This window comes from Streptomyces sp. NPDC093111, from assembly GCF_040683955.1.
Lineage (GTDB): Bacteria > Actinomycetota > Actinomycetes > Streptomycetales > Streptomycetaceae > Streptomyces.
This window is the reverse complement of sequence record NZ_JBFBNW010000007.1, coordinates 23694-46093: the sequence shown is the minus strand read 5'-3', so window position 1 is coordinate 46093 and position 22400 is coordinate 23694. Positions and strand designations below refer to the sequence as shown.

Genomic DNA, 22400 nt, shown 5'->3' with positions numbered 1-22400 from the left:
CCGTACGTCCCCGCACTCGGTCCCGTACCGTGTGCGGGGACGTGCGTGTGAAGAGGGCCGGAAGCGACAGGGGAGGCGTACGACATGGCCGTGAAGGACCGGGACCGGTTCTCGACCGCGACCCGGATCAGGCTGCTCGGCGAGCAGACCGCCGCCCGTGTCTACCGCTCCCAGACCCGCCGCCAGGCCCGCCGCTCCCGCCTCACCGGCCGCGCGGCCTTCCTCGCGCTGGTCGTCTGCTCGCTCGTGGTGGCGCTCGCCTACCCGATGCGGCAGTACGTCTCCCAGCAGGGCGAGATCGACGACCAGCAGCGCCGGTCCGCCGAGGCCGCCCAGCGGGTCGAGGAGCTGCGGGACGAGAAGGCCCGCCTCCAGGACCCCGCCTATGTGCGCCGGCTCGCCCGCGAGCACCTGCACTACCTGATGCCCGGCGAGACCGGCTTCACCGTGAACGACCCGGACGCGGAGCACCGGCCCCGCACCGACCAGGGTGCGACGGACCGCCCCTGGTACGACAACCTGTGGGACGGCGTGGACAGCGCCGACCGCCACTGACCAACCCCAGGATCCACCATGGAAACGCCTCCTCCGCAGACCGAACGCACCGAGCCGACCGACGTGGACATCGCGGCGTTCGAGGCACAGCTCGGCCGGCCGCCCCGCGGCCTGCGTGCCATCGCGCACCGCTGCCCGTGCGGCAACCCGGACGTCGTCGAGACCGCGCCGCGGCTCCCCGACGGCACCCCGTTCCCCACGACGTACTACCTGACCTGCCCCAAGGCGGCCTCGGCCATCGGCACCCTGGAGGCCAACGGGGTCATGAGGGAGATGCAGGCCCGGCTCGCCACCGACCCGGAGCTCGCCGCCGCCTACCGGGCCGCGCACGAGGACTACATCGCGCGCCGCGACGCCATCGAGGTCCTGGAGGGCTTCCCGAGCGCCGGCGGCATGCCGGACCGGGTCAAGTGCCTGCACGTGCTCGTCGGCCACTCGCTGGCGGCCGGCCCGGGCGTGAACCCCTTCGGCGACGAGGCCCTCGCGATGCTGCCCGAGTGGTGGGCGAAGGGCCCGTGCGTGACGCCGTGCGCCGACGAGAAGGAGTCCGCCGAGTGACCCGGGTCGCCGGAATCGACTGCGGTACCAACTCCATCCGCCTCCTCGTCGCCGACGTGCACCCGGAGACGGGCGAGCTGATCGAGCTCGACCGGCGGATGACGATCGTCCGGCTCGGCCAGGGCGTCGACCGGACCGGCCGGCTCGCCCCCGAGGCGCTGGAGCGGACCTTCGCGGCCTGCCGCGCGTACGCGGCCGTCATCGAGGAGTTCGGGGTGGGCGCCGACCGGCTGCGTTTCGTCGCCACCTCCGCCTCCCGCGACGCCGAGAACCGCGCCGACTTCGTGAACGGGGTCGTGGCGATCCTGGGCGTCGAGCCCGAGGTCATCACCGGCGACCAGGAGGCGGAGTTCTCCTTCACCGGCGCCACCGGCGAGCTGCACGGCGCCGACCGGCGCCTGGTGGTGGACATCGGCGGCGGCTCCACCGAGTTCGTCGTCGGCAACCGGCACGTCGAGGCCGCCCGCTCGGTCGACATCGGCTGCGTCCGGCTCACCGAGCGGCACGTGCGGCACGACCCGCCGGCCCCCGAGGAGATCGCCGCGATCCGCGCCGACGTGCGGGCCGCGCTGGACCTGGCCGCCGAGACCGTGCCGATCGCCGAGGCCGAGACCCTGGTGGGCCTGGCCGGCTCGGTGACCACCGTCGCCGCCGTCGCGCTCGGGCTCCCGGAGTACGACTCCACGAAGATCCACCACGCGCGGATCTCCCGCGCGCAGGTCGACCGGGTGGTCGCCCGGCTGCTCGCCTCCACCCACGACGAGCGGGCCGCGATCCCGGTGATCCACCCCGGCCGGGTCGACGTGATCGTCGCCGGCGCGCTGGTCCTCGCCGAGATCATGGAGCGCACCGGAGCCGCCGAGGTGGTCGTCAGCGAGCACGACATCCTCGATGGGATCGCGCTATCCGTCGCATAGCGGGTGCCTATGAGCCCTGACAGGGCCCCCTGGGCGACGCCCCGTCGGGAAAGTTCGTGAAGTTCTTCACAAGAGAAAGGGCCCTGATGGCGCCCGAGGAGGGCCTTTGGTCCCTTCGAGGGGGTTCTCAGGGCCCTTTCGCAGGTGCGGAGGCCACTTCGCTCGATGTTTCCTTCGTGTGAACGCACCCCATGGTTCTGCGTTGCGTAAGGCTCTCCGGGCCAGTTCACAGGGGGTGAACAACGTCCACCGGCACCCCGTGGTTCCTTTGCTGGACCATGACCTGGGTCACGTGGGCGGCGGAGTGTAGCAGAGCACCCCGACAAGCTTGTGAAGGGGCGCACGAGCACCCCCCCTGGGAGGGGTGGATACTCGGATGCATGAGCACCACGGAGCGTCCCAGGATCCTCGTAGTAGGCGGCGGGTACGTAGGCCTGTACGCAGCTCGGCGCATCCTCAAGAAGATGCGCTACGCGGAGGCGACCGTCACGGTCGTCGACCCGCGGTCGTACATGACCTACCAGCCCTTCCTCCCCGAAGCCGCCGCCGGCAGCATCTCGCCGCGCCACGTCGTCGTCCCGCTGCGACGCGTCGTGCGCGGAGCCGAGGTGCTCACCGGCCGGGTCACCACCATCGACCAGGACCGCAAGGTCGCCACGATCTCGCCGCTCGTCGGCGAGGCGTACGACCTGCCGTTCGACTACCTGGTCATCGCGATGGGCGCCGTCTCCCGTACCTTCCCGATCCCCGGTCTCGCCGAGCAGGGCATCGGCATGAAGGGCATCGAGGAGGCCATCGGCCTGCGCAACCACGTCCTCGAGCAGCTCGACAAGGCCGACTCGACGACCGATGAGGACGTCCGCCGCAAGGCGCTGACCTTCGTCTTCGTGGGCGGCGGCTTCGCCGGCGCGGAGACCATCGGCGAGGTCGAGGACATGGCCCGCGACGCGTCGAAGTACTACCAGAACGTGAAGCGCGAGGACATGCGCTTCATCCTGGTCGACGCCGCCGACAAGATCCTTCCCGAGGTCGGCCCGAAGCTGGGCCAGTACGGCAAGGAGCACCTCGAGGGCCGCGGCATCGAGATCTACCTCCAGACCTCGATGGACTCCTGCGTCGACGGCCACGTCGTCCTGAAGAACGGCCTTGAGGTCGACTCCAGCACGATCGTGTGGACCGCCGGTGTGAAGCCGAACCCGGCGCTCTCCCGCTTCGGTCTGCCGCTCGGCCCCCGCGGCCACGTGGACTGCAACGAGAAGCTCCAGGTCAACGGCATGGACTACGTGTGGGCCGCGGGCGACAACGCCCAGGTCCCGGACCTGGCCGCGATCAAGGCCGGCGTCCCGGCCGAGCGCGCCTGGTGCCCGCCGAACGCCCAGCACGCGCTGCGCCAGGCCAAGGTCCTCGGCGACAACGTGGTGTCCGGCATGCGGGGCTTCCCGCAGAAGGAGTACGCGCACTCCAACAAGGGCGCCGTCGCGGGTCTCGGCCTGCACAAGGGCGTCGCGATGATCGTCATGGGCAAGATGAAGATCAAGCTCAAGGGCCGTCTCGCCTGGTACATGCACCGTGGCTACCACGGCATGGCGATGCCGACCTGGAACCGCAAGATCCGCATCTTCGCCGACTGGACCCTGGGCATGTTCCTCAAGCGTGAGGTCGTCTCCCTGGGCGCCATGGAGACCCCGCGCGAGGAGTTCTACGAGGCGGCCAAGCCCGCCCCGGCGCCGGCCGCCCCGGCGCAGGAGAAGGCCAAGGCCTGACCCCTTCAGCAACACCCGAAAAGGGCCGTCCGCCATCCGTGGTGCGGACGGCCCTTTCGCGTGCGCGGTGGTCCTCGAACGCACCCCCGCGCACCGCCCTTCGCGTGTTTTTCCGGACTCGTTGCCCTCGAACGGGAGTGGAACGCCTACCGACGGTGTTCCCTTGGTGACAAGCATTTCTGGGGCACGAGATCACGGAGGTGTTTCATCATGGCCGACGCCGCGTCGCGGCTGACCGCCCTCGCCGAAGACGTGCTGGGAGCCCCGCTCCCCGTGCGACTGCGGACCTGGGACGGCAGCGAAGCCGGTCCCGCGGACGGCCCGGTTCTGATCATCCGCGAGCGCCGCGCCCTGCGCCGGCTGCTGTGGAAGCCGGGGGAGCTCGGGCTCGCCCGGGCGTGGGTGGCGGGGGAGATCGACGTCGAGGGGGACCTCTACACGGTCCTCGACCGGCTCGCCGGGTTCTTGTGGGAGCGCGGCGAGGAGTCGCGCGGACTCCTGGAGACCGCGCGCGACCCGAAGGTGCGGGCCGCCGTCGCCGCCCTCCTGAAGCTGGCCGGCCCGTTCCCGCCGCCGAAGCCTCCCCTGGAGGAGATGCGCGGGCGCAGCGGCGCGCGGCACACCCGGCGCCGGGACAAGCAGGCGATCAGTCACCACTACGACGTGGGCAACGAGTTCTACGAGCTGGTGCTGGGCCCGTCGATGGTCTACTCGTGCGCGTACTGGACGGAGCAGGGCTCCCTTGAGGACGCCCAGCGGGACAAGCTGGACCTGATCGCGCGCAAGCTGCGCCTGAAGGAGGGCGACCGGCTGCTGGACGTCGGTTGCGGCTGGGGCTCGATGGCGATCCACGCGGCGCGGGAGTACGGCGCCCGGGTGGTCGGCGTGACCCTGTCCCGGGAGCAGGCCGCGTTCGCGCGCAAGCGGATCGCGGAGGAGGGGCTGACCGACCGGATCGAGATCCGGGTGCAGGACTACCGGGACGTCACGGACGGCCCGTTCGACGCGATCTCGTCGATCGGGATGGCCGAGCACGTGGGCACGGTGCAGTACCGGGAGTACGCGGACGCGCTGTACGGGCTCCTGAAGCCCGGCGGGCGGCTGCTCAACCACCAGATCTCGCGCCGCCCGGAGCCGGACGAGGAGGCGTACGAGGTGGACGCGTTCATCGACGCGTACGTCTTCCCGGACGGCGAACTGGCGCCGATGGGCCGCACCCTGACGACCCTGGAGGACGCGGGCTTCGAGGTGCGGGACGTGGAGGCGATCCGCGAGCACTACGCGCTGACCCTGCGCGCCTGGGTGGCGAGGCTGGAGGCGGACTGGGACCGGGCGGTGCGGCTGACCTCGCCGGGCCGGGCGCGGATCTGGCGCCTGTACATGGCGGCCTCGGCGGTGTCCTTCGAGCGCAACCGCATCGGGGTGAACCAGTTCCTGGCGGTGCGGACGCCGGGCTCGGGCGCCTCGGGCGTGGGGCTGCGGCCGAGGGTGTGGAGTGAGCCGCGGGAGTCCGGGGAGTCCTAGGGGTCCCGAGGGCGCTGATACGTTCGGACCTTCGGGTTCCGGAAGGCGGGGTGCCGGTTCGGTTCGGCACCCCGTTCCTTCCGGGTCCTGATTGTCATGTATATGTCGTTTCGTGCCCGAGGGGGAATCTTGCGCCGTCCCGTCCGTCTCGTCCTGGCCCTGGCCGCCGCCGTCGGCCTGCTCACGGCCTCCCCGGCCCCGGCCGGTGCCGACACCGCCGCCGGCACCACCACCGCCGGCACCGCGGCCGTGACCACCACGGCCACCTTCAACGACCCGTCCGGCGACGCCGCCGCCCAGGACCGGGTCCGTGACCACATCACCGGCCTCATCGCCCAGACCCCCGCGGGCGCCACCATCACCGCCGGGCTCTACACCTTCACCGACGACACCGTCACCGACGCCCTCGGCGCCGCCAAGGACCGCGGGGTGAACGTCCGGGTCGTCGTCGACCACACCTCCGTCACCATGACCGGTGGCGAGTACCCCCGGCTCGTCGCCCGCCTCGGCACCGACCGCGCCCAGGGCTCCTGGGTCTTCGCCTGCCCCGCGGGACGCGGCTGCATCGGCTCCCGGCAGCTGCCCGGCGACCCCGACGGCGCCATCAACCACAACAAGTTCTGGCTGTTCTCGAACACCGGCGGCGCGAACGACGTCGTCGTGCAGACCTCCGCCAACATGACGGGCGTCCAGCGCACCGACCTCTTCAACAACGCCGTCACCATCGTCGACACCGGCCTCTACGGCATCTACCAGGACTACTTCGCCGACCTGCTCGCCCAGGGCACCTCCGCGACCGGTCTCAGCCACTACTACAAGACCCCGGCCAGCGGCCCCTACAAGGCGTACTTCTTCCCGCGCAAGGAGGCCGCCGGCACCACGTACGACAACGACGCCTCCACCGACACGGTGAAGCTGATCCTCGACAACGTCAGCTGTGCCGGCGGCACGCAGATCCGGATGGCCGCCAACCTCTTCACCCGCGACGAGGTCGCCACCAAGCTGGTCGCCCTGAAGAACGCCGGCTGCTCGGTGACCCTCGCCCACGACGGCGCCCCCGGCTCCATGGGCACCACCGTCGAGTCGATCGTCTCGGGCAAGCTCACCCAGCGCGTCCAGTGCTACGAGGACCGGGGCACCGGCGTCGCCAAGGCGGGCCTGCACTCCAAGTACCTGCTGATCGAAGGCACGTACGACGGGGTGGCCGGGAAGAAGCTGGTGTGGACCGGCAGCCACAACTACACCTACCCGGCGCTGCGGGCCAACGACGAGACCCTGCTGAAGATCGACGACCCCGCGCTCTACGCCCAGTTCAAGGCCAACCACCAGTACCTCATGACGTACTGCGCGGGCAGCTGACCCGTACGCCGAAGGGCCGGGCTCCCCAGGGGGAACCCGGCCCTTCGGCGCGTACGGGGTGCTACTCGGCCTTGATCGCCGCGAGCATGTTCAGCTTCGCCGCGCTGCGGGCCGGCCACAGCGAGGCCAGCACGCCGACCAGTCCGGCCAGGACCAGGAAGAGCCCGATCCGGCCCCACGGCAGCACCAGCGCGTAGTCCGGCAGGCTGCTCCGCAGCGTCTCGCCGATCGCCCAGCCGAGGAACGCGCCGAGGCCGATGCCGACCACCGCGCCGAACAGCGAGATGACCACGGCCTCCAGGCGCACCATCCGCTTCACCCGGCGCCGGTCGAGACCGATCGCCCGCAGCATGCCGATCTCCTGCTGACGCTCGAAGACCGACATGGCCAGCGTGTTGACGACACCGAGCACCGCGATGATCAGGGCCATCGCCAGCAGGCCGTACATGATGTTCAGCATCATGTTGATGACACCGCCGAACGAGTCGCGGATGTCCTTCTGGTCCATGACCGTCATGGCCGGGTTGTCGCCCATCGCCTTCATCAGGGCCTTCTCGGCCGAGTCGGAGGCGCCGCCGTCCATCTTCACGAGGATCTGCGGGATGTACGGCTTGGGGTCGTGCGCGTTGAGGATCTTCGCGTCCAGGAGGAGCGGCGAGACGAACTCGCTGCCCTCGTAGAGCGCGCCGACCGTCAGCGAGCCCTTCTTCTTGTCCGAGAACTCGACCGGCAGGGTCGTGCCGACCTTCCAGCCCTTCTTCTCGGCGGTCTTGTCCTCGACGGCGACCTTGCCCTGGGCCAGCGAGCCCAGCGAGCCGTCGACGACCTTCAGGTTGAGGAGCTTCTCGATGTCGCCAGGAGCGACACCGGAGACCGACTTGAAGTCGCCCTTCACCTGGAGGTAGCCGGCCTGCTGCGGCGAGACGGCGGACAGGCCGGGGGTCTTGCGGACGGCGTCCAGCGCGGCCTGGTTGAGGCCGTCACCGCTCGCCATGGAGATCATGTAGTCGGCCTTGACCTGATCGGTCGTCATCCGGTCCACGGCCGAGCCGACCGTGGCGCCGAGCACCGACAGACCGGTGACCAGGGTGAGACCGATGGCGAGCGCGGAGGCCGTGGCGCCGGTGCGGCGCGGGTTGCGGACCGCGTTCTGACCGGCCAGCGAACCGGCCACGCCGAAGGGCTTCAGGAGCGGGCGGGCCAGCGCGATCACCGGGCGGGACAGCAGCGGGATCAGCACGATCACACCGATGAGCGAGAGGAACGCGCCGCCGGCGATCAGCATCCGGCCGTCGTCGCCGCCCGAGCCGGCGCCGCCGATGATGGCGACCGCGCCCAGGGCGGTGATGATCGCGCCGAGGGTGTTGCGCAGGACCAGGGACTTGGTGGACGCCACCGCGTGGACGCTGCTCATGGCGGCGACCGGCGGGATCCGCGCGGCGCGGCGGCCGGGCAGCCAGGCGGCCAGCATGGTGACCAGGATGCCGACGGCGAGCGCCGAGATCAGCGGGGTGCTGCCGATGACGAGGTCACCGGCCGGGACCTTCAGGCCGAAGGTGCTCATGGCGGAGCGCAGGGTGGCCGCGAGCCCGATGCCGAGGACGAAGCCGACCACGGAGGCGACCAGGCCGACCACGCCGGCCTCCGCGAGCACGGAGCGGGTGATCTGCTTGCGCGAGGCGCCGACGGCGCGCATCAGCGCGAGTTCCTTGGTGCGCTGGGCGACCAGCATCGTGAAGGTGTTGGAGATCAGGAAGATGCCGACGAAGAGCGCGATGCCGGCGAAGCCGAGCAGCATCTGGTTGAGCGCGCTCAGGCCCTGCTCGATGTTCTTGGCCTGCTCGTCGGCGAGGGCCTGGCCGGTCTTGGCGTCGGCGGTGTCGCCGACGACCTTCTCGACCTCGGAGAGGATCTTCGCGGAGTCCGCGCCGGGCTTGCCGGCGACGTTGATGTCGAGGAAGTAGCCGGGCTTGAGGTACAGCTTCTGCGCGGTGGGCGTGTCGAACACGACGAGGCTGCCGCCGGCGTTCACGGCGCCGTCCTCGGTGGTGAAGACACCGGAGAGCGTGTACGTCTCGACCGGGCCGTTGGTGGCCACCCGGACCTGGTCGCCGACCTTGTAGCCGCCCTTGTCGGCGGTCTCCTTGTCGAGCGCGATCTGGTCGTCCGCGACCGGTCCCGCACCGCTGGTGAAGGCGTACGCCGGGTCCTTGCCGTCCTGGCCGGGGGCGAAGTTGGTGCCCTTGTTGGACCAGCCGACGCCGATCAGCTTGCCGTCCTTGTCCGGCACGCCGGCGAAGCCGTTGACCCGGCCGGTCGCCCCGGCGACGCCGTCCAGACCGGCGATCTTCTGCCGGGTCTGCTCGGACAGGCCCGGCGTCCTGTTCGGGTCCTGCTGGTGGGGGGCGGCGCTGACGGCGACGGCGACATCGTCATAGCTCTTGGCCGACTGGCTGCGGAAGGCGTTGGAGAGGGTGTCGGTGAAGACCAGGGTGCCGGAGACGAAGGCCACGCCGAGCATCACGGCGAGGACGGTCATCAGCAGCCTGGCCTTGTGCGCGAGCACATTGCGCAGGGCGGTACGGAACATGGGTGGGGTCCTGAACGGAAGCTGGGACGGAGGACGGGGTGCGGCGGGGCCGCGTCAGCTCGTGCGGCCCTTGGCGTCGAAGGCCTTCATGCGGTCGAGCACGCCGTCCGCCGTGGGGTGCAGCATCTCGTCGACGATCCGGCCGTCGGCCAGGAAGATCACGCGGTCCGCGTAGGAGGCGGCGACCGGGTCGTGGGTGACCATCACCACGGTCTGGCCGAGCTCGCGCACCGAGTTGCGCAGGAAGCCCAGCACCTCGGCGCCGGAGCGCGAGTCCAGGTTTCCGGTCGGCTCGTCACCGAAGATGATCTCGGGCTTGGAGGCCAGCGCGCGGGCCACGGCCACGCGCTGCTGCTGGCCGCCGGAGAGCTGCGCGGGACGGTGGCTGAGCCGGCCGGAGAGGCCGATCATGTCGATGACGTTCTGCACCCACTGCTTGTCGGGCTTGCGGCCGGCGATGTCCATCGGCAGCGTGATGTTCTCCAGCGCGGTCAGCGTCGGCAGCAGGTTGAACGCCTGGAAGATGAAGCCGATCTTGTCCCGGCGCAGCTGGGTGAGCTGCTTGTCCTTCAGGGAGCCGAGCTCGGTCTCGCCGATCCGCACGGAGCCGGAGCTGAAGGAGTCGAGGCCCGCGACGCAGTGCATCAGGGTCGACTTGCCGGAGCCGGACGGGCCCATGATCGCGGTGAACTCGCCCTGCCGGAAGTCCACGCTGACCCGGTCGAGGGCGACCACCTGGGTCTCGCCGTGTCCGTAGACCTTGGAGAGGTCGGTGGCGCGGGCGGCCACCGCGGTCGAGCGGGGCACGGTGGGGGTGGTGGTCACGACGGCGACTCCTGTCAGTGCGACTGTTCGGGAACCACTCCATCGTTTCGAACGTTCCGGGCCGCGGCGTCCGTCCACGTGCCCGTTCCGAGGGCAGCCTGGAGGCGGACCGGGGGGCCCGGCTCTCCTCCTGAGGTATGACGGCGACCCTGATCTTGACGGACTACTGGCGGACCGTCGACGAGTTTTCGTCAATCCGGCACGCCGCTCTTTGCGCCCGCGAGCCCCGCAGCCCTTCACATAAGGGCCCCCACCTGCACTGACACACCCTCAGGTGTCAATAAAATAAGACAACATCGGAAGGCTGTTCCGCTGAACGAGCGACCCGCCCCGATAGGCTCATGTGCCAACGCGGAGCTTCGCGACCCGCCCGGATGGTGGAATGCAGACACGGCGAGCTTAAACCTCGCTGGCCTTCAGGCCGTACCGGTTCGAATCCGGTTCCGGGCACAGCTCCTCTTCTCACCCCCTTCCCGCCCCGTCCGGTCCCTTCCCCTTCACCGAAAGATCCTCCCCGAGCACTAGGGAGTTTCTTTTGCTTCCCTATTACTCTTGAGGGGACGCCGCGCAGTGCGGCCATGGAGGAGTGAGATGAGGAGCAGCAACCCGGTCTTCTCGCGACGGGGGTTCAGCCGCGACAACGGCTACGCCGGCTTCAACGCGCAGCAGCCGCAGGCCGGGGGCCCCGCCGTCGGAACCAACCCGTACGCCACCGGCAATCCGTACGCCGAGGGTGCGACCAACCCGTACGCGACCAACCCGTACGCGCCGCAGGACACCGTCCCGGGCGCGCCGCAGCAGGTCCGCGGCAACGTGATGACGATCGACGACGTGGTGAGCCGCACGGCCATCACGCTCGGCACGGTCGTGGTCACCGCCGTCCTGTCCTGGCTGCTGCTGCCGGTCGACCCGGCGAACCTGGCCAAGTCCTACGGCATCGCCATCGGCGCCGCGCTGGTGGCGCTGGTCCTGTCGCTGGTCCAGTCGTTCAAGCGCAAGCCCGTGCCGGCGCTGATCCTCGGCTACGCGGCCTTCGAGGGCGTCTTCCTCGGTGTGCTGTCCGCCGCCGTCTCGACGTACATCGCGGACGGCGTCGTCATCCAGGCCGTGCTCGGCACCATGGCGGTCTTCGCCGGCGTGCTGATCGCGTACAAGATGCGCTGGATCCGCGTCACCCGCCGCTTCTACGGCTTCGTGATGGCCGCCGCGATGGGCTTCATGCTGCTCATGGTGGTCAACCTGCTGTTCGCCGTCTTCGGCGGCGGTGACGGCCTCGGCTTCCGCAGCGGCGGCCTCGGCATCCTCTTCGGTGTCATCGGCATCGTCCTCGGTGCCTGCTTCCTCGCCCTGGACTTCAAGCAGGTCGAGGACGGCATCACCTACGGCGCTCCGCGCGAGGAGTCCTGGCTGGCGGCCTTCGGCCTCACCATGACCCTGGTGTGGATCTACCTGGAGGCGCTGCGTCTGCTGTCGATCCTCCAGGGCGACGACTGACCCGTCAGTACGTGAGCGAAGGGCCCGCCCGGCACATGCCGGGCGGGCCCTTCCGCGTCTCCGGGGGGCTCAGGACACCGCGGCGTCGAGCAGCACCCGCGCCGCGTCCTTGGCCTGCGCGGCCGGCTCGGAGGTGCCGTTGATGCCGGCGACGGCCATGGCGCCGTTGGCGAGCAGGGCCAGCTGGTCGGCGAGGGCGGGCGGGGCGTTCATGGCGGTCGTCTGCTCGGCGAAGTAGTCCCGCAGGGCCTGCTTGTGGCCCCGGGCGATCTCGGCGACGTCGGGGGAGATGCCGCCCATCTCGCCGAAGGTGTTGATGAAGGCGCAGCCGCGGAAGCCGGGGTCGGCGAACCACTCGCCGAGGTAGTCGAAGACCGCGAGGCTGCGCCCGTACGGGCTGGTGGCGTGGGTGGCGCCGTGGGCGGCGATCGCCTCGCGGACGGCGCCGTCGCGGCGCTTGAGGACCGCCCAGACCAGATGGTCCTTGGAGGGGAAGAGCTGGTAGAGGCGCTTGAGCGAGACGCCGGACGCGCCGCGGATGGCGTCCATGCCGACGCCCTGCACCCCCCGCTCGTCGAACAGCGTCTCGGCCGTCTCCAGGAGCCTCAGCTCGGCGGTCTCCGCGTCCATCCCGACCACTCCTCCGTCATGCGCCCGCGGACCGCCCGCGGGGGTGCCCGCGTATCCGCTTGCGCCGAGAACCATCGTTCTCCTACTCTACAGGGCAGAGGGAGAACGCTCGTTCTCCTCCGGAGGAGGGGCATCCCATGTCCGTATTCGCGCTGCGCGGCCGCACCGAGAACATCGACGGCCTGGAGATCTTCTACCGGGAGGCCGGCGACCCGTCCCGCCCCACCCTGGTGCTCCTGCACGGCTTCCCGGCCAGCTCGCACATGTACCGCGGCCTGATGGCCGAGCTCGCCGACTCGTACCACCTGATCGCACCCGACCACCTCGGCTTCGGCGCCTCCGCCGCGCCCGCCGTGACCGACTTCGCCTACGGCTTCGAGAAGCTCACCGAGATCACCCTGAAGCTGCTCGACCGGCTCGGCCTCGACCGCTTCGCCCTCTACCTCCAGGACTACGGCGCCCCCATCGGCCTGCGCATCGCCTCCCGCCACCCCGAGCGGGTCACCGCGCTGATCACCCAGAGCGGCAACGCCTACCTGGAGGGCTTCACGCCCTTCTGGGACGTGCTCTTCGCGCACGCCGGGGACCGGGAGACCCACGAGCCCGCCGTGCGCGAGCTGCTGACCGCCGAGGCCACCCGCTGGCAGTACACCCACGGCGTCCCCGCCGACCGGCTCGACCGCGTCGGGCCCGAGACCTGGACCCTCGACCAGGCCGGCCTCGACCGGCCCGGCAACAAGGAGATCCAGCTCCAGCTCTTCTGGGACTACCAGTTCAACCTGGACGGCTACCCCGCCTTCCAGGAGTACTTCCGCACCCACCGGCCCCCGCTGCTCGCCGCCTGGGGACGCGGCGACGAGATCTTCGGGCCGGCCGGCGCCGAGGCCTTCGCCCGCGACCTGCCGGACGCGGAGATCCACCTCCTGGACGCCGGGCACTTCGCCCTGGAGACGCACGGCGAGGAGATCGCGGAGCTGGTCCGCGACTTCCTCGGCCGGTGGGTGAAGGAGTGAGCCGCGGGCGGTCCGCCGTCAGAGCATCCGGCGGGCCGCCCGGCGCAGGTCGTACTCGTGGATGATCGCCTTGGCGTGGCCGTACGCGAGGTCGTGCGCCCCGCGCAGCCAGCTGACCTTGTCCTCGAAGCGGAGGAGGGAGGGCCCGTCCTCCACGGTCTTCAGCCACTCGGAGATCTCGCGGCCGGTGCGGTGCGGGATGCGGGCGAGGAGGTTGCGGTGGGTCTCTTCGGAGAAGGTGGGGGACATCGGCGCCTCCGGACGCGTTGTGCCGTGTGCTGCTCCTTCACGTCACCGTGCCCGAGCGTTCGCCCGTTGGCAATGGTGCCCGGCCGCCGCATAGGGTCGCACCGTGCGTGATACGAGTGGACTGACCGCCGCCGCAGAGCGGTTCGCCGACCGGCTGCGGGCCGCCCCGCAGAGCCGCCTCCAGCGCGGCGCCGCCGCCGAAGGGCTGGCCCTGGCCAGGGAGTTGGCGACCCGGGCGCAGCGCGTCGAGTTCCCGGACCGGGAGCCGGCGGAGCTGCCGGACGCCGGCGTCTTCGTGGTCGCCGACCAACTGGCGGTCGCCGCCGCGGATCTGGCCGAAGCACTGCGGACGGCCCCGGCCGGCGCCCCCGAGGGGGACCTGGACGAGGCCGTGAGGCTGGTACGTGAGGCGGAGGCCCGCTCGGGCCTCTAGACGCCCCTGGGTCACCGGGCGTCGGTCAGAGGCTCGCGATCACGCGGTCCGCCAGGATGTACACGTTGTCCTCCGCCGCGTCGCCGCAGGAGAAGGTCAGGGCGTAGGCGCCGGAGACGCCCGAGCCGCCGAGCAGGACCGGGGTGTGGCCGGTGCGCAGGGCCTCGGCGAGCCGCTCCGCGGTCTCCCGGTGGCCGGGGGTCATACAGAGCGTGGTGCCGTCGGCGAAGACGTACACGTCCAGCGTGCCCAGCGGGCCGGGGCGGACGTCGGTCAGCGCCGTGCGGGTGTCCGCCAGCTCCTCCAGGCGGGCCACCGTGCGCTCGTGGTCGGTGACCACGGGCGTCTGGACCGGCACGAAGTCGGGGTGCGAGGGGTGCCGGCGGCGGGCCGCGGCCAGCTCGGGGGAGTCGTCCGGGTACTCGGACGCCCCGGTCAGCTCCGGGAACTCGTCGAAGGTGTCGAAGACGTCCAGCGGGTCGGTGCCGTCGAGCGCGGCGGCCTCCGCCTCCATGGCCTCCAGCGCCATCGCCTCCAGGCCCACGAAGTCGGCCTGACGGGGCACGAAGTAGGGACCGTCCTCGGCCGGGCTCCCCGCGCCGCCGAGCAGCGACGGGGCGTCGGCGGCGTCCCGGGCCTCCTGCGCGGCCCAGAAGGCCCGCGCCTCGGCCAGCTCCCGCTCGCGCTCCTCGGCCAGCGCCTCGGCGACCGCGGCCCGTATCTCCGCGGCGGGCGTCTGGCGGGCGTGCGGCACGGACAGGCCGTTGGCGGCGGCGAGTTCGCCACGCAGCGCGAGGATCTGCTTACGGAGAGCGTGGGCGGAGTGCAGGGCGGCGACGCCCACCGCGGTGGCAGCCGCGGTGGTCACCAGCAGGGCAAGAGACAGTGCGCTCACTGACGTACTCCCGATTCCGAGTCGATCCCCCGACTTCCTACATCAGCTTGGCCTGGGGTGGTGCGTCCTGTCAGTGCATTACGTCACGAATTGGACAGGTATTTGTGCCAGGTGTTTAGTCCCGAAACCCCTGTGACCTGGGAAAACAGTGCTCCCCCGGGACGTAGGTCACATCCTGGGGGAGATTCGGTCACGGCTTGGACGCGGGGTGGTTAGCTGAGGCGCTCGATGACCATGGCCATGCCCTGGCCGCCGCCCACGCACATGGTCTCCAGACCGAACTGCTTGTCGTGGAACTGGAGGCTGTTGATGAGGGTGCCGGTGATGCGGGCGCCCGTCATGCCGAAGGGGTGACCGACGGCGATGGCGCCGCCGTTGACGTTCACCTGGTCCAGGTCGAAGCCCAGCTCGCGGTAGGACGGGATGACCTGCGCGGCGAACGCCTCGTTGATCTCGACCAGGTCGATGTCGGAACTGGTCAGGCCGGCGCGGCGGATGGCCTGCTTCGAGGCCTCGACCGGGCCGAGGCCCATGATCTCGGGGGAGAGGCCGGAGACGCCGGTGGAGACGATCCGGGCCAGCGGGGTCAGGCCCAGCTCGCGCGCCTTGGTGTCGGACATGATCACGAGCGCGGCGGCGCCGTCGTTCAGCGGGCAGCAGTTGCCGGCGGTGACCAGGCCGTCGGGGCGGAACACCGGCTTGAGGCCGGAGACGCCCTCCAGGGTGACGCCGGCGCGCGGGCCGTCGTCGGCCGAGACGACGGTGCCGTCGGGCAGCGTCACCGGGGTGATCTCGCGCTCCCAGAAGCCGTTCTTGATGGCCTGCTCGGCGAGGTTCTGCGAGCGGACGCCGAACTCGTCCATCTCCTGGCGGGTGATGCCCTTCCAGCGGGCCAGGTTCTCGGCGGTCTGGCCCATGGCGATGTACGCGTCGGGGACGATGCCGTCCTCGCGCGGGTCGTGCCAGGTGGAGCCCTCGGACTCGGCGACGGCCTTGGTGCGGGCCTCGGCGTCGGCGAAGAACGGGTTGTGCGTGTCCGGCAGCGAGTCCGAGTTGCCCTTCACGAAGCGGGACACCATCTCGACACCGGCCGAGATGAAGACGTCGCCCTCGCCCGCCTTGATCGCGTGCAGCGCCATCCGGGAGGTCTGGAGCGAGGAGGAGCAGTAGCGGGTGATCGTGCAGCCGGGGAGGTGGTCCATCCCCATCTCCACGGCCACGATCCGGCCCAGGTTGTTGCCCTGCTCGCCGCCGGGCAGACCGCAGCCGAGCATCAGGTCGTCGATGTCGCGCGGGTCCAGCTCGGGGACCTTGGCGAGGGCGGCCTGGATGATCGTGGCGGTGAGGTCGTCGGGCCGCAGGTCCTTGAGGGAGCCCTTGAAGGCCCGGCCGATCGGGGAGCGGGCGGTCGAGACGATGACGGCTTCGGGCATCACGGCTCCAGGAGGGTGCTGGGTGGGCGGACTGAAAGGGAAGTTACCCGTACGTACCGCATGGGGTCACCGGCCTCGGCATGTGATGCGGACCTCTTTTCTAAGCGTACGCTCAGGCGCGTGCGGTTCGGGCAGGTGCGGGGCGCGGTCCGGTCGTGCGGGGGTGCCCGGTCCGGTCGTGCGTGGGGCGCGGCCCCGTCGCACGCGGGAGCGCCGGCCCCGTCGTACGTGCGCGCGGGTGCTCACTCCTGTCGTACGGAGGTGTTCCGGGGGCCCGGGCCACCCTCCTCGCCCTCCGGGTGCCCCTCCGTCGTCCGGGGGTCCGCCGTGGGCGTCCCCGGCACCGGCAGCCGCCGGCGCCTGCGGTGCTTGAGCAGGGCCCACGGCGCGCGGGCGCCGGTGACCTCCGTGCCGGCCTCCTTCGCCGCCTCGGCCGCCGCCTTCGCCACCGGCAGCATGTTCTCGTGCCGGTCCTCGTCGATCCGGTCCGCCTCCGGCCACATCGCGAGCGCCGCGCAGACCGTCGGGAGCAGGGCCATCGCCGCCGTCGCGTACCCCTCCGCCGACGGGTGGAAGTTGTCCACCCCGAACATCTCGCGCGGGTTCGCCGCGAACTCCGGCCCCAGCAGGTCGCCCAGCGACACCGTCCGCCCGCCCTGCTCGACCACCACGATCGTCTGCGCCGCCGCCAGCTGCCGCGAGGCCCGCCGGGCCAGCCAGCGCAGCGGCTGGTAGACCGGCTCGATCGTGCCGAGGTCCGGGCAGGTGCCGACCACCACCTCCGCGCCCGCCGTCCGCAGCCGCCGCACCGCCGACGCCATGGCCCGCACCGACTGGGTGGCCGGCATCCGGTGGGTGACGTCATTCGCGCCAATCATGACCACGCACACGTCCGGCGCCCCGGCCGGTCCCGCGAGGAGCAGCGACACCTGCCGCTCCAGGTCGTCCGAGCGCGCTCCCGGCAAAGCCACGTTCCGGAGGTCCACCGGGCGCTCGGCCACCGCGGCGAGCCCGGAGGCGAGCAGCGCCCCCGGGGTCTGCCCCGTGCGGCGCACGCCCTGGCCGGCCGCCGTGGAATCACCCAGAAGGGCCAGCCTGAGCGGGGTCTCGCCGCCGTACGCCGTCCCGTACCGGCCGTCCGCGCCCGGCGGCAGCGGCGCCACGCCGCCCCCCACCGACCGCTTGGCCAGCTGCACCTCGGCGAGCAGGACCCCGACGGCGGCCACGCCGATCAGTCCGATGCCGCCACCGCCGTACGCCGCACCCGCCGCGATCCGCCGTGCCACCCTCGCGCTGGACATCGGGGCCGTCACCTCCTTCGAGTCCTTCGAGTCCTTCGAGCCACCTCGTGACTACTCACTGCCCCGTAAGCGCCTCCGTCTACGCATCACACGCAATACGCTGGCCACACCATTACGGAGACCCCGGAGATTACGGTGCAATACCACGACTCGATGATCAGCCTCGTCGGCAACACCCCGCTGGTGAAGCTCAACAACGTCACTGCGGGCATCCAGGCCACCGTCCTGGCCAAGGTGGAGTACTTCAACCCCGGCGGTTCGGTCAAGGACCGCATCGCCCTGCGCATGATCGAGGCGGCCGAGGAGAGCGGGGCGCTCAAGCCCGGCGGCACCATCGTCGAGCCCACGTCCGGCAACACCGGCGTCGGCCTCGCGATCGTGGCCCAGCAGAAGGGCTACAAGTGCATCTTCGTCTGTCCTGACAAGGTGTCCACGGACAAGATCAACGTCCTGCGGGCGTACGGCGCCGAGGTCGTCGTCTGTCCGACGGCCGTCGACCCCGAGCACCCCGACTCGTACTACAACGTGTCGGACCGCCTCGTCCGCGAGACCCCGGGCGCCTGGAAGCCGGACCAGTACTCGAACCCGAACAACCCGCGCTCGCACTACGAGAGCACCGGCCCGGAGCTCTGGGAGCAGACCGACGGGAAGATCACCCACTTCGTCGCCGGCATCGGCACCGGCGGCACCATCTCCGGCACCGGCAAGTACCTGAAGGAGGTCAGCGGCGGCAAGGTCCAGATCGTCGGCGCCGACCCCGAGGGCTCGGTCTACTCCGGCGGCTCCGGCCGTCCGTACCTGGTCGAGGGCGTCGGTGAGGACTTCTGGCCGACCGCCTACGACCGGACCGGCACCGACCGGATCGTCGCGGTGTCCGACAAGGACTCGTTCCAGATGACCCGCCGCCTCGCCAAGGAGGAGGGCCTCCTGGTGGGCGGCTCCTGCGGCATGGCGGTCGTCGCCGCGCTCGAGGTCGCCAAGGAGCTCGGCCCGGACGACATCGTCGTGGTGATCCTGCCGGACTCCGGCCGCGGCTACCTCTCCAAGATCTTCAACGACGAGTGGATGGCCGACTACGGCTTCCTGGAGGACACCACCTCCGCCACCGTCGCCGACGTGCTCCGCCACAAGTCGCACGGCCTGCCCTCCCTCGTCCACATGCACCCGGACGAGACCGTCGGCCAGGCCATCGAGGTGCTGCGCGAGTACGGCGTCTCCCAGATGCCGATCGTCAAGCCCGGCGCCGGTCACCCCGACGTCATGGCCGCCGAGGTCGTCGGCTCGGTCGTCGAGCGCGAGCTCCTGACCGCGCTCTTCACCCAGAAGGCCGCCCTGGAGGACCCGCTGGAGCACCACATGTGCGCTCCGCTGCCGCAGGTCGGCTCGGGCGAGCCGGTCGCCGACCTGATGTCCGTCCTCGGTGAGGCGGACGCGGCGATCGTGCTGGTCGAGGGCAAGCCGACCGACGTGGTCAGCCGTCAGGACCTGCTGGCCTTCCTCGCCGCCAGCGGGGGCGCGAAGCAGCACTGATCCCGTACGTCCGGACCGTGCGGTGACGGCGGGTGCGTTCGCGCAACTGGTACGAGCGCGACATGTACCCGCAGCACCCGCTTAACACGGGTCGGGCAGATTGGATCCCGTCGGCGTCACGGACCTCCGGAGCGGCTCCCGGACCTCCCTCGACGCCACGGACGCGGACCGGCCCTGACCCGGGCCCGTGTCCCTCGCGGGGACCGCCGTCGTCCCGCCCCCCGGAAACGGGGGTGCGGCGGTCCCCGCGCAAGCCTTCCTCCCGGTCCCCGCGGCCGCCTCCCTTGCCTGCCTGCATATCCTCATGCAGAGTTCCAGGTGAATGAATAGGCGGAAGGGGGACGGCATGAGCGACAGCCCGGCCGGGCGGCTGCAGGCGCTCTTCGAGGGGCAGCGGCTGACACCGACACAGCGACGGATCGCCCACTGCATGGTCCGGCGCGCCGCCGACGTGCCCTTCCTGTCCAGCGTGGAGCTGGCCGAGCTGGCCGGCGTCAGCCAGCCCTCCGTCACCCGCTTCGCCGTCGCCCTCGGCTTCGACGGCTACCCGGCGCTCCGCAAGCACCTGCGGGAGAGCGCGCCGGCGGCGCCGGTGCGGGAGGAGTCCGGGGAGGCCGGGTACAACGAGTACCAGCAGGCCGTCCTCGCCGAGATCGAGAACCTGCGGCACCTCGCGGAGCTGCTCGCCGACCCGGCGCCCGTCGAGCGGGCCGGCCGGCTGCTCGCCGGCTCACGGCCGCTGCTCGTGCTGGGCCTGCGGGCGGCCTCCTCGCAGGCGCGGGGCTTCGCCTACTTCGCCGCCAAGGTGCACCCGGACGTCCGGTTGCTCGACGAGGGCGGCTCCATGCTCACCGACCGCGTCGACGCGGCCGTACGGGCCGGGGCCACGGCCCTGCTCTGCTTCGCGCTGCCCCGGCATCCGCGCGAGGTCGTCGAGGCCCTGGAGTACGCGCGCTCGGCCGGGCTCACCGTGGTGACCGTCGCCGAGTCGGCGTTCGCGCCCGTCGCCGCCCACAGCGACCTGCTGATCCCGGCCGCCGTCGGCACCGGGCTGGCCTTCGACACCGCCTGCGCCCCGATGCTGCTGGGCCGGGTGCTCCTGGAGGCGATGGCGGACGGGCTGCCGGACGCGCAGGCCCGCCTGGAGGAGTTCGACTCCAAGGCGGCCGCGCGCGGGCTGTTCGTGGAGTAGGGGTCTCAGACCTCCAGCTCCTCTTCGATCCGCTTCAGCTGGTGGCGGGCCATCGCCAGGTTGGCGCGGCCCTTGTCGAGGGCCAGATAGAGGAAGAGGCCGTTGGAGCCGCGGGACTTGAGCAGCCGGATCAGGTGGTACTGGCTGCCCAGGGTGATCAGGATGTCCTCGATCCCCTCCTTGAGGCCCAGCATCTCCATCGTGCGGACCTTGGCGCGGACCACGTCGGTGTTGCCCGCCGCGGCCATGTTCAGGTCGAGCTCCTTGCCGCCGCCGATGGTGCCGAGCGCCATGCCGCTCGTGTAGTCGACGAGGGCGGCGCCGATGGCGCCTTCGATCTGCGCGGCTTCCTTGAGGGAGGTCTCGGTGTTCGCCATGGCTGTCGTACTTCCTTCGTGAGAGAGGGGTGTGCGTCGGTCGGTTTCCGGTCTCAGTTGAGGTCTCTGCGTTCCAGCGCGCCGTCCACGAGCTCCCCTATCCGGGCGCTCGACCGGCGGGCCTCCAGGTGGAGGCGTCCCACGTTGATCCTTGGCTCGGCGAGCAGGGTCAGGACGGCCGAGCCGCCCGCCGCGTACGTCGCCACATAGCCGCGCTCGCCCCGGACCAGGAGCTCGCGGAAGCCGCCCTGCCCGGTGCTCTCGGTCAGCCGCTGTCCGACGCCGAGGGCCGCCGCCGTCAGGGCGGCCACGCTCTCCGCCTCGCCGTCGACGGTGTCCGAGGCCAGCACCAGGCCGTCGGCGCTGGCGGCGAGCGCTCCGGTGAGCTGCGGCAGGCGGGCCCGCAGCCGTCTCAGCTCGCCGAGCACCTCGGCTTCTGCGGTCATCAGTTGTCTCCTCTCGGCGCGCAGGCGCAGGGCACGCCTCATCACAGTGCTGCCTCCAGGGCGTCGCGGAGCCGACGGAGCAGGGCGATGTCCGGGTCGGTGGCGACCTCGCCGACCCAGGCGGGTACGGCGGGCGGGTCGGGCGGCGGCTGTTCGCTCGGGGTCTCGACGAGCCCGGCCGCCGCGAGCCGCCGCACGTCGAGCAGCGTGTGGAAGGCGGGCCTGCCGAGCGCCCGCGCGATCTCCGCCGGGGTCCGCACCCCGTCGGCCGCCGCGAGCAGCGCGCGCTGCCGGGCGCCGACCGGCTGCCCGGGGGCGGCGGGGCGGGGCACGACGGGCGCGGTGTCGACGGCCGGGTAGGGCCAGACGCTGTCGAGGAGTTCGCGGCGGCGCGCGGTCTCGCGCTCGACGGTCTCGGCGTCGACCGGCCGCACCGCGCCGAACCAGTGCCCCACCCCGTACCGGAAGCGGCTGGGGCCGCTGGTGGGCGCGAGGGCGAAGAACGCGGCGTCGAAGACGGCGCCGAGGTGGCATATCTCCAGCTCGCCGTCGTGCAGCCGGCCGCTGTCGACGAGGAAGCGGCCGACGGCGCGGTGCGCCCCGGCCCGGTCCACGGCCTCGTCCCAGCGTTCGCGGGGCAGCCGCCCGCCGGCCGTGAGGAGGACGTCGAGGCCGGGCGCGGAGGGGCTCTCGGCGTGCACGACCCGGCCGTCGACGAGGTAGAGCGTGCCGTGGTCGCGGAGCAGGGCGCCGGTCGCCTTCTCGGCGGCGAGGCGGGTGAGCATCGGGGAGACGGTCATCCGAGGACCAGCCTCTCCGCGAGGTCGCCGAGCCGCATCCGGGCGAGGGCCAGGTTCCCGCCGTCGCGGTCGAGCCAGAGGTGCAGGAAGACGCTGCTGTCGAAGGCGGTCTCGACGAAGCGGAGCAGGTGGTAGCCGGTGCGGGTGGTGAGGATCAGGTCCTCCACGGGTGAGCCGTCCGGGCCGGCCGGCTCACCGGACCCTGGCGATGGTGACTCGAACTCGGCGGCGGCACGGGCCAGTTCGGCGGTCTCGGCCGCCGTCGTCTCGTGGTCGCCGACCGGGGACTCGCCCGCCGCGCCGAGGGCCAGCCCGCTGGTCCAGTCGACCAGCCAGGCGCCGCGTGCCCCCGGCAGGCTCATGGCCTCCAGTAGGCACTCGTCGATTCCGGGCACGCGAGATCCCCTCCCGATGAGGCGTGCGGACGTACGGCAGTGACGGTGACGCTACTCAACGTCGCGGCCTGGGGGAGGGGTTCTGGCATTTTCCAGAGGAATTTGTCAGAGGGATGGTAGG

The 22400-nt window shown here is 71.5% G+C and carries 22 protein-coding genes and 1 tRNA gene; 12 read left to right on the top strand and 11 right to left on the bottom strand.

Going from position 1 to position 22400, the window contains the following annotated elements; all coding sequences use genetic code 11:
* Positions 1–84: 84 nt before the first annotated feature.
* The 6 genes from AB0Q96_RS13505 (at position 85) to AB0Q96_RS13480 (ending at position 6676) form a co-directional block, all read left to right on the top strand.
* Positions 85–555, top strand: coding sequence for a septum formation initiator family protein (locus AB0Q96_RS13505; protein ID WP_365324844.1), 471 nt, complete (start codon positions 85–87; stop codon positions 553–555).
* Positions 556–573: 18 nt separating this feature from the next.
* Positions 574–1113 carry a DUF501 domain-containing protein gene (locus AB0Q96_RS13500; protein WP_365324842.1) on the top strand — a complete coding sequence of 180 codons (540 nt, stop codon included), beginning with the start codon at positions 574–576 and terminating at the stop codon, positions 1111–1113.
* The gene (locus tag AB0Q96_RS13495; RefSeq protein WP_365324840.1) at positions 1110–2030 is read left to right on the top strand and encodes a Ppx/GppA phosphatase family protein; all 921 of its coding nucleotides are present in this window, start codon (positions 1110–1112) and stop codon (positions 2028–2030) included. Before AB0Q96_RS13500 ends, AB0Q96_RS13495 begins: the two co-directional genes overlap by 4 nt.
* A gap of 380 nt (positions 2031–2410) precedes the next feature.
* Positions 2411–3793 carry an NAD(P)/FAD-dependent oxidoreductase gene (locus tag AB0Q96_RS13490; protein WP_365324837.1) on the top strand — a complete coding sequence of 461 codons (1383 nt, stop codon included), beginning with the start codon at positions 2411–2413 and terminating at the stop codon, positions 3791–3793.
* A 210-nt stretch (positions 3794–4003) separates the two neighbouring features.
* Positions 4004–5317, top strand: a complete 1314-nt coding sequence (locus AB0Q96_RS13485) for a cyclopropane-fatty-acyl-phospholipid synthase family protein (protein WP_365324835.1) — start codon at positions 4004–4006, stop codon at positions 5315–5317.
* Positions 5318–5446: 129 nt separating this feature from the next.
* Entirely contained in the window at positions 5447–6676 is a 1230-nt protein-coding gene (locus tag AB0Q96_RS13480) for a phospholipase D-like domain-containing protein (RefSeq protein ID WP_365324833.1), read from the top strand.
* A 61-nt stretch (positions 6677–6737) separates the two neighbouring features.
* Here AB0Q96_RS13480 and AB0Q96_RS13475 read toward each other — a convergent pair whose 3' ends face one another.
* Both AB0Q96_RS13475 and AB0Q96_RS13470 read right to left on the bottom strand, forming a co-directional pair.
* Positions 6738–9266 (bottom strand): FtsX-like permease family protein, encoded by a 2529-nt coding sequence (locus tag AB0Q96_RS13475; RefSeq protein ID WP_365324831.1) that lies wholly within the window; start codon positions 9264–9266, stop codon positions 6738–6740.
* 54 nt (positions 9267–9320) lie between these two features.
* Positions 9321–10091, bottom strand: coding sequence for an ABC transporter ATP-binding protein (locus AB0Q96_RS13470; RefSeq protein WP_365324829.1), 771 nt, complete (start codon positions 10089–10091; stop codon positions 9321–9323).
* Positions 10092–10459: 368 nt separating this feature from the next.
* Between AB0Q96_RS13470 and AB0Q96_RS13465 the strand changes: the two genes are divergently transcribed.
* A tRNA-Leu gene (locus AB0Q96_RS13465) sits at positions 10460–10541 on the top strand.
* Between the two features lie 141 nt (positions 10542–10682).
* Positions 10683–11585, top strand: coding sequence for a Bax inhibitor-1/YccA family protein (locus AB0Q96_RS13460; RefSeq protein WP_365324827.1), 903 nt, complete (start codon positions 10683–10685; stop codon positions 11583–11585).
* Between the two features lie 69 nt (positions 11586–11654).
* Here AB0Q96_RS13460 and AB0Q96_RS13455 read toward each other — a convergent pair whose 3' ends face one another.
* Positions 11655–12215 carry a TetR/AcrR family transcriptional regulator gene (locus tag AB0Q96_RS13455; RefSeq protein WP_365324825.1) on the bottom strand — a complete coding sequence of 187 codons (561 nt, stop codon included), beginning with the start codon at positions 12213–12215 and terminating at the stop codon, positions 11655–11657.
* A 137-nt stretch (positions 12216–12352) separates the two neighbouring features.
* Here AB0Q96_RS13455 and AB0Q96_RS13450 point away from each other — a divergent pair, with 137 nt between their 5' ends.
* On the top strand, positions 12353–13228 hold the full coding sequence (locus tag AB0Q96_RS13450) for an alpha/beta hydrolase (protein WP_365324823.1): 876 nt from the start codon (positions 12353–12355) through the stop codon (positions 13226–13228).
* A gap of 18 nt (positions 13229–13246) precedes the next feature.
* Here the strand turns inward: AB0Q96_RS13450 and AB0Q96_RS13445 are convergent, their stop codons facing one another.
* Positions 13247–13477 carry a DUF4287 domain-containing protein gene (locus AB0Q96_RS13445; protein ID WP_365324822.1) on the bottom strand — a complete coding sequence of 77 codons (231 nt, stop codon included), beginning with the start codon at positions 13475–13477 and terminating at the stop codon, positions 13247–13249.
* 103 nt (positions 13478–13580) lie between these two features.
* Here AB0Q96_RS13445 and AB0Q96_RS13440 point away from each other — a divergent pair, with 103 nt between their 5' ends.
* The gene (locus AB0Q96_RS13440; protein ID WP_365324820.1) at positions 13581–13910 is read left to right on the top strand and encodes a hypothetical protein; all 330 of its coding nucleotides are present in this window, start codon (positions 13581–13583) and stop codon (positions 13908–13910) included.
* Between the two features lie 25 nt (positions 13911–13935).
* Here the strand turns inward: AB0Q96_RS13440 and AB0Q96_RS13435 are convergent, their stop codons facing one another.
* The 3 genes from AB0Q96_RS13435 to AB0Q96_RS13425 all read right to left on the bottom strand — a co-directional run bounded on the left by AB0Q96_RS13435 (position 13936) and on the right by AB0Q96_RS13425 (position 17524).
* Complete coding sequence (locus tag AB0Q96_RS13435; RefSeq protein WP_365324818.1) at positions 13936–14805, bottom strand: hypothetical protein; 870 nt, start codon at positions 14803–14805, stop codon at positions 13936–13938.
* Between the two features lie 212 nt (positions 14806–15017).
* On the bottom strand, positions 15018–16238 hold the full coding sequence (locus tag AB0Q96_RS13430) for an acetyl-CoA C-acetyltransferase (RefSeq protein WP_365324816.1): 1221 nt from the start codon (positions 16236–16238) through the stop codon (positions 15018–15020).
* Positions 16239–16480: 242 nt separating this feature from the next.
* Positions 16481–17524: an SGNH/GDSL hydrolase family protein gene (locus tag AB0Q96_RS13425; protein ID WP_365325406.1), complete on the bottom strand. Its 1044-nt coding sequence runs from the start codon at positions 17522–17524 to the stop codon at positions 16481–16483.
* Positions 17525–17674: 150 nt separating this feature from the next.
* On the opposite strand from AB0Q96_RS13425, the gene AB0Q96_RS13420 reads away from it, so the two are divergent.
* Both AB0Q96_RS13420 and AB0Q96_RS13415 read left to right on the top strand, forming a co-directional pair.
* Entirely contained in the window at positions 17675–19069 is a 1395-nt protein-coding gene (locus tag AB0Q96_RS13420; RefSeq protein ID WP_365324814.1) for a cystathionine beta-synthase, read from the top strand.
* A 346-nt stretch (positions 19070–19415) separates the two neighbouring features.
* Positions 19416–20261, top strand: coding sequence for a MurR/RpiR family transcriptional regulator (locus AB0Q96_RS13415; protein WP_365324812.1), 846 nt, complete (start codon positions 19416–19418; stop codon positions 20259–20261).
* A 5-nt stretch (positions 20262–20266) separates the two neighbouring features.
* On the opposite strand, the gene AB0Q96_RS13410 is transcribed toward AB0Q96_RS13415, so the two are convergent.
* From AB0Q96_RS13410 to AB0Q96_RS13395, 4 genes are read right to left on the bottom strand one after another with little or no spacing between them, the layout of a single operon-like run.
* On the bottom strand, positions 20267–20638 hold the full coding sequence (locus AB0Q96_RS13410) for a hypothetical protein (protein ID WP_365324810.1): 372 nt from the start codon (positions 20636–20638) through the stop codon (positions 20267–20269).
* Between the two features lie 53 nt (positions 20639–20691).
* Positions 20692–21084 (bottom strand): roadblock/LC7 domain-containing protein, encoded by a 393-nt coding sequence (locus tag AB0Q96_RS13405; protein WP_365324808.1) that lies wholly within the window; start codon positions 21082–21084, stop codon positions 20692–20694.
* A gap of 41 nt (positions 21085–21125) precedes the next feature.
* Positions 21126–21884: a transcriptional regulator gene (locus AB0Q96_RS13400; protein ID WP_365324806.1), complete on the bottom strand. Its 759-nt coding sequence runs from the start codon at positions 21882–21884 to the stop codon at positions 21126–21128.
* A complete protein-coding gene (locus tag AB0Q96_RS13395; RefSeq protein ID WP_365324805.1) occupies positions 21881–22279 on the bottom strand; it encodes a hypothetical protein in 399 nt (132 codons plus the stop codon). The genes AB0Q96_RS13400 and AB0Q96_RS13395 overlap by 4 nt, the downstream gene beginning before the upstream one ends.
* Between the last annotated feature and the right edge of the window lie 121 nt (positions 22280–22400).

Coding starts and splice junctions, on each gene's coding strand:
- AB0Q96_RS13405 (WP_365324808.1), bottom strand. CDS start 21,084: ATGACCGCAGAAGCCGAGGTGCTCGGCGAGCTGAGACGGCTGCGGGCC.
- AB0Q96_RS13475 (WP_365324831.1), bottom strand. CDS start 9,266: ATGTTCCGTACCGCCCTGCGCAATGTGCTCGCGCACAAGGCCAGGCTG.
- AB0Q96_RS13430 (WP_365324816.1), bottom strand. CDS start 16,238: ATGCCCGAAGCCGTCATCGTCTCGACCGCCCGCTCCCCGATCGGCCGG.
- AB0Q96_RS13505 (WP_365324844.1), top strand. CDS start 85: ATGGCCGTGAAGGACCGGGACCGGTTCTCGACCGCGACCCGGATCAGG.
- AB0Q96_RS13450 (WP_365324823.1), top strand. CDS start 12,353: ATGTCCGTATTCGCGCTGCGCGGCCGCACCGAGAACATCGACGGCCTG.
- AB0Q96_RS13485 (WP_365324835.1), top strand. CDS start 4,004: ATGGCCGACGCCGCGTCGCGGCTGACCGCCCTCGCCGAAGACGTGCTG.
- AB0Q96_RS13500 (WP_365324842.1), top strand. CDS start 574: ATGGAAACGCCTCCTCCGCAGACCGAACGCACCGAGCCGACCGACGTG.
- AB0Q96_RS13460 (WP_365324827.1), top strand. CDS start 10,683: ATGAGGAGCAGCAACCCGGTCTTCTCGCGACGGGGGTTCAGCCGCGAC.
- AB0Q96_RS13445 (WP_365324822.1), bottom strand. CDS start 13,477: ATGTCCCCCACCTTCTCCGAAGAGACCCACCGCAACCTCCTCGCCCGC.
- AB0Q96_RS13400 (WP_365324806.1), bottom strand. CDS start 21,884: ATGACCGTCTCCCCGATGCTCACCCGCCTCGCCGCCGAGAAGGCGACC.
- AB0Q96_RS13455 (WP_365324825.1), bottom strand. CDS start 12,215: ATGGACGCGGAGACCGCCGAGCTGAGGCTCCTGGAGACGGCCGAGACG.
- AB0Q96_RS13490 (WP_365324837.1), top strand. CDS start 2,411: ATGAGCACCACGGAGCGTCCCAGGATCCTCGTAGTAGGCGGCGGGTAC.
- AB0Q96_RS13410 (WP_365324810.1), bottom strand. CDS start 20,638: ATGGCGAACACCGAGACCTCCCTCAAGGAAGCCGCGCAGATCGAAGGC.
- AB0Q96_RS13415 (WP_365324812.1), top strand. CDS start 19,416: ATGAGCGACAGCCCGGCCGGGCGGCTGCAGGCGCTCTTCGAGGGGCAG.